This is a genomic window from Pseudomonas sp. PA1(2017), from assembly GCF_001945375.1.
GTDB lineage: Bacteria > Pseudomonadota > Gammaproteobacteria > Pseudomonadales > Pseudomonadaceae > Aquipseudomonas.
On sequence record NZ_MSXU01000015.1, the window covers coordinates 21563 to 34505 of the forward strand.

Sequence of the window (12943 nt, forward strand, 5' to 3'; positions counted from 1 at the left end):
CCGGCAAAGGGTAAGGCGGACCACAGCGCGCCAGCCGCGCCGAGCAGGCCACCGGCAGCAACGACCTGGCGGCGTTTCGGGTCTTTGGGATCATTGGTCATGGCTGGGCGCTCCGGTCGATCAGCGGGACACGAAGGCCAGCAGGTCTTCGTTCAGACGCTGCTGATGGGTCACGGCGAAGCCGTGGGGCGCGCCCTCGTACACCTTCAGTTCGGCGCCCTCGATCATCTGCGCGGCGAGGCGGCCGGTGGTTTCGAACGGCACGATGGCGTCGGCGTCGCCGTGGATCACCAGGGTCGGTACATCGACCTTGGCCATGTCGGCGCGGAAATCGGTTTCCGAGAACGCGGTCACGCAGTCGACGGTGCCCTTGAGCGACGCCAGCAGCGCGATGTTGAGGGTCTGGGTGAGCACGCCATCGGAGATCGCGTGGCCCTTGTCGATGCCATAGAACGGCGTCGCGAAATCGCTGATGAACTGCGCGCGGTCCTTGAGCAGGCCGTCCTTGATGCCGGCGAATACCGAGGCGTCGACGCCCTCGGGGAAATCCGCGGCCTTGCCGAAGATCGGCGTGACCGCGCCGAGCAGCGCCAGCTTGCTCACCCGCGAGGTGCCGTGGCGGCCGATATAGCGGCTGACGTCGCCGCCGCCCATGGAAAAGCCCACCAGGGTCACGTCATACAGATCGAGGTGTTCGATCAGTTGGGCGATGTCGTCGGCGAACGTGTCGTAGTCGTAGCCCGTCCACGGCTGGCTGGAACGCCCGAAACCGCGACGGTCGAAGGCGATGGTGCGGTAGCCGCGGCTGCTCAGGTACTGCATCTGGTATTCCCACATGTCGGCGTCCAGCGGCCAGCCATGGCTGAACAGCACGGGCTTGCCGCTGCCCCAGTCCTTGAAATAGATCTCGGTGCCGTCACGGGTCGTGAATGTGCTCATGGAAATTACCTCTCGGGTAGAAACGTAGGGGGAAGTCAGCGGGCGCTCAGCCAGCCGGCGCTCCAGCGGGTGACCGCCGGCATGATCCAGAACACCACCGGCACGACGATGCACAGGGTGATCAGCAGGTTGCTCGGTACCACGCCCGCCAGCGCCGGGTACTGCTGGAACAGCGGCTGCCACAGCAGCGGGATGATCATGGTCAACGGGCAGATGACCAGGTAGGTCAGCACCGCCTGCTTCCACTTCGCCGGCTGGGGCGCCTGGGGATGTTCGGGGGTGAACCAGAATTCGTGGTCGCGGCTGACCTGGATCTGGTCGCCGCCTTCGAGCAGCGGCAGCACTTCGTCGATCAGCAGACGCCGGCGATCCGAGGCGATCCACTCGTCCAGTTGCCAACCTTCGGCGAAGCGCAGCACGGTGGTGAAGGCACCGCCCTGCCCATCCGTACGGATCACGTTGACGCCCAGGTGGCCGGGCTGCTGTTCGGCAGCGGCCAGGGCACGCTTGAGCCAGGCTTCGTAGGCCGGCAGGCAACCTGGGCGCACCTTGTGCTGGATGACCAGGGTCAGCACATCGCTCGGTTGAATGGCTGGCATCGAAGAGGCGTCCCTGGCGGCGAAATCGATCCGCGAGGCCATGGCCTGCGGCGTGACGATCAGCAAGCCTGTGGCCATGGCCGACCGTGCAGCCACTATGCCGCTGCGTCGAGCGGCGTTATTGGACGTATGTGCTCAATGGTCACAGCCGCTCGAAACGGCGGCTGGAAACGGTCGGCTAGTTGAGCAGCAGCTCAACCAACAGAAACAGACCAGCAATGCCGCACAGCAGCCCGCCCAGCCAGAAGAACGAGGCGCCGCGCTGCACCGGGGTGTCGATCACCGCGCGCTTAGGGAAGGCCGGGTCGTAGCGCACCGCCACCAGGTCGCCTTTGCGGTAGTGGCGCCAACTGCTCATGCTGCTCTCGTGCATGTGCAGGTTGCCGTGCTCGTCGCGCCACTCGAAACGCGGATAACGGCTCGGCGTGCTGAGCCCCCAGTCACTGGCGATGATGCGCCCTTGCGCGCACAGCCAGTCGCGGCTGACGCGGCGCCGGGAAAGGCCGATGCCCATGAGTAAGGCGCCGACGCAGCCGAACACCAGGGCAAGAAAAACAGCAACAGGCATGGGTCACTCGAATCAGGTACGTGAATAAGTAGTGCCCCCCTGCAGCCCGAAGGTTCACGGAAAAAACCTGCCGTTCGGCGGGGTGTGCAGAAGTGTCACCGGCAACGCGGTATAAGAAGACGACAGGCCGGTGGGGTGACGAAAATTTAGGTTGAGTTTTCCGCAACCTGATCCTGTCCATTCATATGGACACGGATTAAGGAGAGTCACATGAAAACCACGCCTACCCTCAGCATCTTGTTTGGCGCCCTGCTGGTCAGCGGCATGGCCCATGCGGCCGACCCGGCCGAGCAGGAACCGGCCCGTGAGGTCTATCAGGATCAGGTGCTCAAGCAGCAGCCGGACCAGGAAGATCCGCAAGCCAAGGATCCGATGCACATCGGCGATCTCAAGGAAGGCACCCCGGCGCCGCACAAGTACTGGCGTGACGATTACGCGATCAAGGATCTGAAAAAGCACAACCTGCCGGAGCCCGAAGACAAGGAGCACGAGCACTGGGTGAAGATTGGTACCGACTACGTGTTGCTCAACAACAACACCGGCACCATCCAGCGCATCATCAAGGGCAAGTAATCGCTCTGGCACGCTGCACCGACACGGAAATAAAGCTCAACGACGCCGCGTAAGTGGCTATCATTCACGCAGGTTCCGTCATGCCTCGTGTCGGTTCTTTCTCTTCTAGGGATGGATGATGAAAGTTTCAGCAAGCAAACCCAAAAGCCCGCGCAGTGAGTTCGCGCGCAGCGCCCTTGCGGTGGCCGTTGGCGCCGCGCTGGCTTATGGGGCTGCTCATCTGTTCGCCCGATTCTATCCGGCGCATCAGCAGGCGGCGCCGACCACCATCAAGGTCACCCCGGCTCCGGCTGCCGCCCCCAAGGTTGCGCCGATAGAGCCGTTGGCGCCCGGGGAAGACCCCTGGTGGCGCGGTGATACCGAGTTCTGGCAGGAACAGGCGCGCCTCAACAGCGCGGCAGTAGCACCGCAATACCGCGAGCTGCAATTCGCCTGGTCGGAGCGCATGGCCGCCCTCGCCAAACAGCGCGCCCAGCAGGACGGCAGCAAGCGCGACCCGGCCACCCTGCAGGCCAAGGACGCCCAAACCACCGAGCTGCATATCCAGCCACGCAGCAAGCAATAACTCTCGGCCGTCTGGCCACGTTTACGTTCATCGCACCGCGCTCGCCGCAGGGAACGCTTGCAGAGCCGAGAGCTCAAAACCCTGCCTCAGCCTCGCGCCTTTGCACGCCGATGCGAGCATAATGCCGCCCCCAAGCAGCCCGCCCGGATCGTCATCGGGCTGCCCTATCGTTGGAGCCCTCGATGGAATTCATTCACCTGGTTATCGATTTCATTCTGCATATCGACCAGCACCTAGCGGCCCTGACCGCTCAATACGGCACATGGATCTACGCGATCCTGTTCCTGATCGTGTTCTGCGAAACCGGCCTGGTGGTCACGCCGTTCCTGCCCGGTGACTCGCTGCTGTTCGTGGCCGGCGCCATCGCCGTGCACGGCACCATGAACGTGCACCTGCTGGTGCTGCTGCTGATCACCGCGGCGATTCTCGGCGATGCGGTGAATTACACCATCGGCCGCTTCATGGGCCAGCGGCTGTTCCGTAACCCGGACTCGAAGATCTTCCGCCGTCGCCACCTGGAAATCACCCAGCAGTTCTATGCCCGCCACGGTGGCAAGACCATCATCCTGGCGCGCTTCGTGCCGATCGTGCGCACCTTCGCACCCTTCGTCGCCGGCATGGGCCGCATGAACTACGCCCACTTCGCCGCCTACAACGTGGTCGGCGCGATCCTGTGGGTCACCCTGTTCACCTACGGCGGCTACTTCTTCGGCAACCTGCCGGCGGTGCAGAGCAACCTGCACTACCTGATCATCGGCATCATCATCGTGTCGATCCTGCCGGGCGTGATCCAGCTGGTTCGCCACAAGATGAGCAGCTCGGCGCGCGTGCAGACACCGCAGTAAGAACCTGACGCCCATAAAAAAACCCCGCGATCGCGGGGTTTTTAGTGGCTGACCGCAACCGATCAGGGCTGCGGTGCGGCCGCGGTGGCCGGTGCGGTCTGGGTACGCTCGTTCCAGCCGCCACCGAGCGCCTTGTACAGGTTGATCTCGCTGGTGAGCTGCGACAGGCGTACGCCGATCAGTTGCTGCTCGGCGCTGAACAGCTGGCGCTGGGCATCGAGCAGGGTCAGGTAGCTGTCCACGCCGGTACGGAAACGGCGGTCGGCCAGGTCGTAGTAGTTCTCGGAGGTTTCCACTAGGCTGCGCTGCGCCTGCAGTTGCTCCTCGAAGGTACCCCGCGCGGCAAGGCCATCGGAGACTTCCTGGAAGGCGGTCTGCACCGCTTTCTCGTAGTTCGCCACCTGGATGTTCTTCTGGATCTCGGCGTAGTCGAGGTTGGCGCGCAGGCGACCGGCCGTGAAGATCGGCAGGTTGATCTGCGGCTGGAACAGCCAGGTGCCCGAACCACCGTCGAACAGGCCCGACAGCTGGCGGCTGGCGGTACCGGCGTTGGCGGTCAGGCTGATGCTCGGGAAGAACGCGGCACGTGCAGCGCCGATGCTGGCGTTAGCAGCGAGCAGTTCACGCTCGGCCTGCAGCACGTCGGGGCGGCGTTGCAGCAGGTCGGACGGCAGGCCCGCCGGCACGTCGGCCAGCAGTTGCTTGTTCAGCCCCTCGCCCTGCGGCAGGTCGGCCGGCACCGGGCCGCCGAGCAGCACGCCCAGGGCGTTGCGATCCTGGGCGACCTGGCGGGTGTACTGCGCCAGGTTGGCCTGGGCGGTCTGCACCGAGGTGCGCGCCTGGCTCAGGGACAGGGCATCGGTCACACCGACGTCGAAGCTGCGCTGGGTCAGTTCCAGGCTGCGCTGGAAGGTGCCGAGGGTTTCGCGGGTCAGCTTGAGCAACGCCTCGTCGGCCTGCAGCGTCAGGTAGGCATTGGCCACGCTGGCGATCAGGCTGATCTGGGTGCTGCGCTGCGCCTCTTCGGTGGCGAAGTACTGCTGCAGCGTCTGCTCGTTGAGGCTGCGCAGGCGACCGAAGAAGTCCACTTCCCAGGCATTCACGCCCACGGTCGCGCTGTACTGGCCACCGACCGTGGAACGGCCAGTCTGCGACAGGTCAGCGGGAGTACGCTGGCGGGTACCGCTGCCATCGGCCGATACGTTGGGGAACAGCTCCGAACGCTGGATACGGTACTGGGCCTGGTACGCCTCGACGTTCAATGCCGCCACGCGCAGATCGCGGTTGTTGTTGAGCGCGGTTTCCACCAGGCGCTGCAGGGCCGGGTCACGCAGGAACTCGCGCCAGCCGAGATCGGCCGCCGCGACCGAGCCCTGCACGGCGCTGCCCTGGTACGCCTGGCCCTGGGGCCAGGCACTGTCGACCGGCGCATCGGGGCGCTGGTAGTCGGGGATCATGGTGCAGCCGCTGAGTACAATGCTCGCGACGGCTAGAGACAACAGGGACTGCCTCACTGGACGGCCTCCTCATCGTTGAGTTTTTTGGCGCTCTTGTCCTTGAACATCGAGCTGACCACCACGTAGAACAGCGGGATCCAGAAGATCGCCAGCACCGCCGCGGTAAGCATACCGCCGATCACACCGGTACCGATGGCATGTTTGCTGCCGGCACCCGCGCCGCTGGAAATGGCCAGCGGAACCACACCGAGGATGAACGCCAGGGAGGTCATGATGATCGGGCGCAGTCGCATGCGGCACGCCTCGACCGCCGCCTCGAGATGGCTCATGCCCTGCTCGTGCAGCGACTTGGCGAATTCGACGATGAGGATCGCGTTCCGTGCCGACAAACCGATGGTGGTGATCAGGCCCACCTGGAAGAACACGTCGTTGGACAATCCGCGCCCCAGGGTGAACAGCAGCGCACCGAGGATACCCAGCGGTACTACCAGGATCACCGAGAACGGAATCGACCAGCTCTCGTACAGTGCCGCCAGGCAGAGGAACACCACCAGCAGCGACAGCGCATAGAGGGCCAGGGTCTGCGAACCCGCCAGACGTTCCTCGTAGGATTGCCCGGTCCAGTCGAAGCCGACACCCTGCGGCAACTCGGCCGCGATGCGCTCGACTTCGGCCATCGCCTCACCCGAACTGTGGCCCGGCGCGGGCGCACCGAGAATCTCGATGGCGCTCACCCCATTGTAGCGCGACAGCTTGGGCGAGCCGTAGGTCCACTCGCCAGTGGCGAAGGCGCTGAACGGCACCATCTGGCCCTGGTCGTTGCGTACGTGCCACTTACTCAGGTCTTCGGGGTTCATGCGCGAGTCGCTTTGACCCTGCAGGTACACCTTCTTGACGCGGCCGCGGTCGATGAAGTCGTTGACGTAACTGCCGCCCCAACCGATCTGCAGAGTGGTGTTGACGTCCGACAGGGACACACCCAGGGTGCGCACCTTCTCATCGTCGATCAGCAGCTTGTACTGCGGCTCGTCGAGCAGGCCGTTGGCGCGCACGCTGCTGAGCACCGGGCTCTGGTTGGCCAATTGCAGGAACTTGTCACGGGCTTCGTTCAGGGTGGCCTGGCCAACGCCGGCGCGGTCCTGCAGGAACAGGTTGAAGCCGGTGGCGTTACCCAGCTCCATGACCGCAGGCGGGGCGAAGGCGAACACCATGGCGTCGCGGAACTCGCCACCGAAGAAGCGGCCCTGGGCACGCTGCGCCAGCTCGGCGACGCTGGTGCCGGCAGCGGTACGCTCGGACCACGGCTTGAGCATGATGAACGCCATACCCGAGCTCTGGCCACGGCCGGCGAAGTTGAAGCCGGTCACGGTGAACACCGAATTGACCACGTCCTTCTCGTCTTCGAGCAGGTACTTGCGCATGTCGTCGACGACCGCCTGGGTACGCTCGGCACTGGAGCCGGACGGCGTCTGCACCTGGGCGAACAGCACGCCCTGGTCTTCCTCGGGCAGGAACGCCGACGGGATCAGGGTGAACAGCCAGCCTGCCACCGCCACGATGATCGCGTAGATGATCAGGAACGGCGCCTTGCGCTTGACCACGCCGCGTACACCACGCTCGTAGCCGTTGACGCTACGCTCGAAGGTACGGTTGAACCAGCCGAAGAAGCCGCCCTTCTCATGGTGCTCGCCCTTGGCGATCGGTTTGAGCATGGTGGCGCACAGCGCCGGCGTGAAGATCAGCGCGAGGATCACCGAAAGCACCATGGCCGAAACGATGGTGATCGAGAACTGCCGGTAGATCACGCCCACCGAGCCGCCAAAGAAGGCCATCGGCAGCAGTACCGCCGACAGCACCACGCCGATACCGACCAGCGCGCCCTGGATCTGGCCCATGGATTTTCGCGTCGCCTCGAGCGGTGACAGCCCCTCTTCGCGCATCACCCGCTCGACGTTCTCGACCACCACGATGGCATCGTCCACCAGCAGGCCGATGGCCAGGATCATGGCGAACATCGTCAGGGTGTTGATGCTGTAGCCGAACACCGCCAGCACGCCGAAGGTGCCGAGCAGTACCACCGGTACGGCCAGGGTGGGGATCAACGTGGCGCGGAAGTTCTGCAGGAACAGGTACATGACCAGGAAGACCAGCACGAAGGCTTCGATCAGGGTCATGATCACGCCATGGATAGACTCCTGCACCACAGGCGTGGAGTCGTACGGCATCACCACTTCCATGCCGGCCGGGAAGAACGGTTTCAGCTCTTCGATGGTGGCGCGGATCGCCTTGGCGGTATCCAGGGCATTGGCGCCGGTGGCCAGCTTGATCGCCAGACCGGAGGCCGGGTTGCCGTTGAATTGCGCACGGATGTTGTAGTTCTCACCGCCCAGCTCGACCTTGGCGACATCGCCCAGGCGCACCTGGGAACCGTCGCGATTGACCTTGAGCAGAATGTTGCGGAACTGCTCAGGGGTCTGCAGGCGGGTCTTGCCGATGATGGTGGCGTTGAGCTGCTGGCCGGGGCCGGCTGGCAGGCCACCGAACTGGCCGGAGGAAATCTGCACGTTCTGAGCCTGTACGGCGGTACGCACATCGACCGGAGTCAGTTGAAAGTTGTTGAGCTTGGCGGGGTCGAGCCAGATGCGCATGGCGTACTGGGCACCGAACACCTGGAAGTCGCCGACGCCCGGCGTCCGGGAAATCGGGTCTTGCATGTTGGCGACGATGTAGTTGGACAGGTCCTGGTTGGTCATGCTGCCGTCGGTGGACACCACGCCGATCACCAAGAGGAAGTTCTTCACCGCCTTGGTGACGCGCAGGCCCTGCTGCTGGACCTCTTGAGGCAACAGCGGGGTGGCCAGCTGCAGCTTGTTCTGCACCTGAACCTGGGCGATGTCCGGGTTGGTGCCCTGGTTGAAGGTGACGACGATTTCCATGCTGCCGTCGGAGTTGCTCGCCGAGCTGATGTAGCGCAGCCCGTCGATACCGTTCATTTGCTGCTCGATCACCTGTACCACGGTGTCCTGCACGGTCTGTGCGGAGGCACCCGGGTAGTTGACCTGGATGCTCACGGCAGGCGCGGCGATGCTCGGGTACTGGTTGACCGGCAGTTTGAGGATGGACAGGCCGCCGGCCAGCATGATCACCAAGGCGATCACCCAGGCGAAAATCGGCCTGTCGATGAAGAAATTCGACATCGTGTAATCGCTCCTTAGCGGCTCTCAGCCTGGTCAGCCGCCTGTTGCGGCGCTGCCACGTTCTTCGCTTCGGTGGTTTTCACCTCGGCCCCCGGCTGCACGAACTGCAGGCCCTCGGTGATCAGCTTGTCGCCGGACTTCAGGCCGTCGAGCACCAGCCAGCGGTTGCCAGCGGTACGTTCGGCCTTGATCTGGCGCAGCTCGACCTTGTTCTCGGCGTTGACCACCAGCGCGGTCGGGTCGCCCTTGGAATTGCGGGTCACACCCTGCTGCGGCGCGAGGATCGCTTCCTTGTTCACACCGGCGGGCAGGCGCGCATGCACGAACATGCCAGGCAGCAGGGTGTGGTCAGGGTTGGGGAACACGGCGCGCATGGTTACCGAGCCAGTGCCTTCATCGACCGACACTTCGGCGAATTCCAGGGTACCTTCGTGCTCGTAGGTGCTGCCGTCCTCGAGGCGCAGCTGCACCTTGGCGGCGGTATCGCTGGCCTTCTGCAGCTGGCCGCTTTCCAGTTCGCGGCGCAGGCGCAGCAGGTCCTTGGTCGGCTGAGTCACGTCGACGTAGATCGGATCGAGCTGCTGGATGGTCGCCATGGCATTGGTCTGGCCGTTGCTGACCAGCGCGCCTTCGGTGACGGCGGAACGGCCGACGCGACCGGCGATGGGCGCCAGCACCTTGGTGTAGCGCACGTTGATGCGCGCCTGTTCCAGCGAGGCCTCGGCCTGCAGGCGAGACGCCTGGGCTTCATCGTAGGCCTGACGGCTCACGGCTTGATCGGACACCAGGCTCTTGTAACGCTCCGCCAGCGACTTGGCCGAGGCCAGGGTGGCCTGGGCACTCTTGGCTGCTGCCTCGTATACCGCCGCGTCGATCTGGTAAAGCTGCTGGCCAGCCTTGACCTCGGAACCTTCCTCGAACAGACGCTTCTGGATGATGCCGTCGACCTGCGGACGCACCTCGGCGATGCGGTAGGCGGCGGTTCTGCCCGGCAGTTCGGTGGTCAGCGTGTAAGGCTCTGCCTGCAGCGTGACGATGCCGACAGTCGGCGCCTGACGCGGTGGCGGAGCAGCCTCGTCGCTGCAGCCAGCGAGCGTCAGCGTGGCCAGAGCGATAGCGGAAACCATAGCGGCGAAGGCTGGCTTCTTCTGCATCTGAAAGGACCTCATGTCTAAGTGATTCGAGCCGCGGGGGGCGGTACCTGGCAGATAGCCGAGGTGGATACTGGGAAATAGAGCGCAAATATACTTACGTTCGAGAATGTTTGTAAATGCATCTTTTTGTGTGACACTGCGCGCCTGTGTGACCCCGACCAGGGGTTTTGATCCGAATTTTTTACGCCTGGAAGCCGCGCTATGGCCAGACGCACCAAAGAGGAAGCCGAAGAAACCCGCGCGCAGATTCTCGATGCCGCTGAGCGGGTGTTCTACGCCAATGGCGTGTCGGCCACCTCACTGGCGGACATCGCCGCTGCAGCCGGCGTCACGCGTGGCGCCATCTACTGGCACTTCCAGAACAAGGTCGACGTATTCCAGGCCATGCTCGACCGTCGCCTGTTGCCCCAGGAAGAACTGTCTCGCGCCTGCGAAAGCGAGGACGAACCTGACCCATTGGGCAACATGCGCCAACTACTGGTGCAGCTGCTGTTGCGTATGCACGCCGACAGCGAATGCCGTCGGGTCGGAGAAATTCTGCAATACAAATGCGAATACAGCTCCGAGCTCGGCGGCCTGCGCCAGCAGATGCAGGTGTTCCAGCAAGAATGCGACCAACGCATTGCCAGAACATTACGTAATGCCGTCAACCGCAACCAACTGCCAGCCAACCTCGACTGCCAGCGCGCAGCGATCTGCCTGCATGCTTACATGGACGGCCTGCAGGCCCACTGGCTGCTCAATCCTGACGCCTACGACCTGCAGGCCCATGCCCACGCGATGGTCGATGCGATGATCGACATGCTGCAACACAGCGAAGCGCTGCGTACCTGCTGATCGACTTGGAGCCTGTTCAAAGTCTTATCTGCGCATGAAGCGGCAACTACAAGGCAGGAGCAGACACTCAAACCAACCTGTGGGAGCCCCGACCTCGGGGCGAAACGATTGCAGCCTGACTGCCTATTTCGGCGGTGCCTGAGCGATTCGCCGCGAGGTCGCGGCTCCCACAATGGCTCGGATAACGGCCGCTTGCGCCACTTAGTCGCCAAACCTGGGCTTAAAGATCATGAACAGGTTCTGGAACCTTGTGCCCATGGCCCGCGCGTTCAGCGGCCATGCTTAGATCCGCTCACGCGCCCAAGAAAAGACTCCCCCGCCGCTAGACCTGGGGCGCCTGTTCATTGCTGGGGCGCAGCGCCAGCGATGCACTGGCGGCCACCACCGGCAACTTCGTGCGCTGCCAGCCCCTGACCGCACTGCTCAGCCTTGCGCTGCTGCAGACCATGGAGTGGGACGTAAGTGGCGTGCTTTACGCCCTGGCGTCCGGTGCCCTGGCCTCCGGGCTCGGCTACGCCATCTGATACATGGCCATCGCCGACCTGAAAGCCATCCAGGCCGCCACCGTGCAACTGAGCGTCCCGGTCATCACCGCGCTCGCTGGCTGGCGGGCTGTTGCTGGGCGAGGCTCTGAGCCTGCGCCTGGGGTTGAGTTCACTGGCCGTATTGGGTGGCATCGCCTTGGTGCTGGCAGCCAGACAACGCGCGACGGCCTGAGCCGATCGCTCCCGGCTGCGGTCTCAACTGCACGATCAACGTTGCCGGAGAATTGCCATGCGCCCGACACTGCGCCACCTGAATGCCCTGCTGCTGATGGCCGCGCTGGCCGGCTGTGCATCCTGGGCACCGCGCGATCCGCTGCATATCGACCTGGTCGGGCTGGAGCCGCTGCCGTCGCAAGGGCTGGAAGCGCGTTTCGCCGTGAAGTTGCGGGTGCAGAATCCCAATGAAAGTGCCATCGACTTCAATGGCGTATCGCTCGCCCTGGACATCAACGACCAACCGCTGGCGCGCGGCGTCAGCGACCAGCGCGGTCAGGTACCACGCTTTGGTGAGACGGTGATCAGCGTCCCGGTGACCATTTCGGCCTATTCGGTGCTGCGCCAGGCTTGGGGCGCCAGCACTCATCAACCGGGGCAGAACCTGCCCTATCAGCTGCGGGGCAAGCTCGCCGACGGCCTGTTCGGCACGCGGCGTTTCAGCGACAGCGGCCGGTTGACCTGGCCGCCCGAGCCGCCTGCCGTCAGGTAGGCTCGTTTTCCGGCTGCACTTCCTTCTCGCCCGGTTCCTTGCCTTCGTCCGAATAATGCTCGATGACCGCGTTGAGCTCAGCGCCGAACAACAGCACCGCACAGGAAATGTGCAGGTACAGCAGAAAGATGATGATCGCGCCAATGCTGCCGTAGGTGGCGTTGTAGTTGGCGAAGTTCTGCGCGTAATAGGCGAAGCCGACCGAGGCGGCGATCCACACCACCACCGCCAATACCGAGCCTGGCGTGATGAAGCGGAAGCGTTGCTCGACATCCGGCGCCACGTAATACACCACCGCCACCACGATCATCAGCAGGAACACCGCCACGGGCAGGCGCAGCCAGTTCCACAGAGTAACCACGATCTGCTCGATACCGATCTGATGCGCCAGCCAGTTCATTACCTGCGGGCCGAGCACCATCAGTGCGGCGGCAGTCAGCAGCGCCGCCGCGATACCGATGGTGTACAGCAGCGACAGCGGGATACGCTTCCACGGCTTGCGCCCCTCTTTAACGCCATAGGCCTTGTTCATCGCGTCCATGGTCGAGCGCACCGCTGACGAAGCCGTCCACAGCGCTACCACGATACCGATCGAGAACAGCCCGGCTTTCTGGGTCTGCAACTGGTCGATTACCGGGTTGACCAATTCGACCGTGGACAGCGGCAGCAGCAGTTCGGCCTGCTGACGCAGCCAGTCGAAGAACGGCTGCATGTCGAGCAGGCTGATCAGCGCGACCAGAAACAGCAGAAAGGGAAACAGCGAAAAGAACATCTGGAAGGCCAGGGCCGAGGCATAGGTGGGCAGCTCGTCGTCAATGAAGTCGGTGACCGTCTTCTTCATCACTTGGAACAGGCTGACACCCGGCAACTGGGGAAAAAACATAGCGCCTCCACTGGCTATGGCGGACCGCTCAACGGCGACCCAGGACTCATCGGCAGATGCAGCGCTCGGCACGGG

Annotated in this window: 12 protein-coding genes and 1 pseudogene; 6 read left to right on the forward strand and 7 right to left on the reverse strand. The window is 63.8% G+C overall.

The features are described from left to right. Nucleotides 1-120 precede the first annotated feature (120 nt). The 3 genes from BVH01_RS20760 to BVH01_RS20770 all read right to left on the reverse strand — a co-directional run bounded on the left by BVH01_RS20760 (nt 121) and on the right by BVH01_RS20770 (nt 2106). Nucleotides 121-939: an alpha/beta fold hydrolase gene (locus BVH01_RS20760; protein WP_075932149.1), complete on the reverse strand. Its 819-nt coding sequence runs from the start codon at nt 937-939 to the stop codon at nt 121-123. A gap of 35 nt (nt 940-974) precedes the next feature. Further along, entirely contained in the window at nt 975-1538 is a 564-nt protein-coding gene (locus BVH01_RS20765; protein WP_075932605.1) for an antibiotic biosynthesis monooxygenase, read from the reverse strand. Between the two features lie 178 nt (nt 1539-1716). Continuing rightward, nucleotides 1717-2106: a DUF3592 domain-containing protein gene (locus BVH01_RS20770; protein ID WP_075932150.1), complete on the reverse strand. Its 390-nt coding sequence runs from the start codon at nt 2104-2106 to the stop codon at nt 1717-1719. A 210-nt stretch (nt 2107-2316) separates the two neighbouring features. Here BVH01_RS20770 and BVH01_RS20775 point away from each other — a divergent pair, with 210 nt between their 5' ends. The 3 genes from BVH01_RS20775 to BVH01_RS20785 all read left to right on the forward strand — a co-directional run bounded on the left by BVH01_RS20775 (nt 2317) and on the right by BVH01_RS20785 (nt 4089). Next, entirely contained in the window at nt 2317-2679 is a 363-nt protein-coding gene (locus BVH01_RS20775; protein WP_075932151.1) for an RcnB family protein, read from the forward strand. 118 nt (nt 2680-2797) lie between these two features. Continuing rightward, a complete protein-coding gene (locus tag BVH01_RS20780) occupies nt 2798-3244 on the forward strand; it encodes a hypothetical protein (RefSeq protein WP_075932152.1) in 447 nt (148 codons plus the stop codon). A gap of 182 nt (nt 3245-3426) precedes the next feature. Further along, nucleotides 3427-4089 carry a DedA family protein gene (locus BVH01_RS20785; protein WP_075932153.1) on the forward strand — a complete coding sequence of 221 codons (663 nt, stop codon included), beginning with the start codon at nt 3427-3429 and terminating at the stop codon, nt 4087-4089. A 62-nt stretch (nt 4090-4151) separates the two neighbouring features. Here BVH01_RS20785 and BVH01_RS20790 read toward each other — a convergent pair whose 3' ends face one another. From BVH01_RS20790 to BVH01_RS20800, 3 genes are read right to left on the reverse strand one after another with little or no spacing between them, the layout of a single operon-like run. After that, the gene (locus BVH01_RS20790; protein ID WP_075932154.1) at nt 4152-5603 is read right to left on the reverse strand and encodes an AdeC/AdeK/OprM family multidrug efflux complex outer membrane factor; all 1452 of its coding nucleotides are present in this window, start codon (nt 5601-5603) and stop codon (nt 4152-4154) included. Beyond that, nucleotides 5600-8743, reverse strand: a complete 3144-nt coding sequence (locus tag BVH01_RS20795) for an efflux RND transporter permease subunit (RefSeq protein ID WP_075932155.1) — start codon at nt 8741-8743, stop codon at nt 5600-5602. Before BVH01_RS20795 ends, BVH01_RS20790 begins: the two co-directional genes overlap by 4 nt. A 14-nt stretch (nt 8744-8757) precedes the next feature. Further along, entirely contained in the window at nt 8758-9897 is a 1140-nt protein-coding gene (locus BVH01_RS20800; protein ID WP_075932156.1) for an efflux RND transporter periplasmic adaptor subunit, read from the reverse strand. A gap of 201 nt (nt 9898-10098) precedes the next feature. Here BVH01_RS20800 and BVH01_RS20805 point away from each other — a divergent pair, with 201 nt between their 5' ends. The 3 genes and pseudogenes from BVH01_RS20805 (at nt 10099) to BVH01_RS20815 (ending at nt 11985) form a co-directional block, all read left to right on the forward strand. Further along, nucleotides 10099-10734, forward strand: coding sequence for a TetR family transcriptional regulator (locus BVH01_RS20805; protein ID WP_075932157.1), 636 nt, complete (start codon nt 10099-10101; stop codon nt 10732-10734). Nucleotides 10735-11063: 329 nt separating this feature from the next. Further along, nucleotides 11064-11451: pseudogene (locus tag BVH01_RS25045) on the forward strand (EamA family transporter); the annotation flags it as partial. Nucleotides 11452-11508: 57 nt separating this feature from the next. Further along, nucleotides 11509-11985: an LEA type 2 family protein gene (locus BVH01_RS20815; protein ID WP_075932159.1), complete on the forward strand. Its 477-nt coding sequence runs from the start codon at nt 11509-11511 to the stop codon at nt 11983-11985. Here BVH01_RS20815 and BVH01_RS20820 read toward each other — a convergent pair. Next, nucleotides 11978-12868 (reverse strand): YihY/virulence factor BrkB family protein, encoded by an 891-nt coding sequence (locus BVH01_RS20820; RefSeq protein WP_075932160.1) that lies wholly within the window; start codon nt 12866-12868, stop codon nt 11978-11980. The genes BVH01_RS20815 and BVH01_RS20820 overlap by 8 nt on opposite strands. Nucleotides 12869-12943 lie beyond the last annotated feature (75 nt).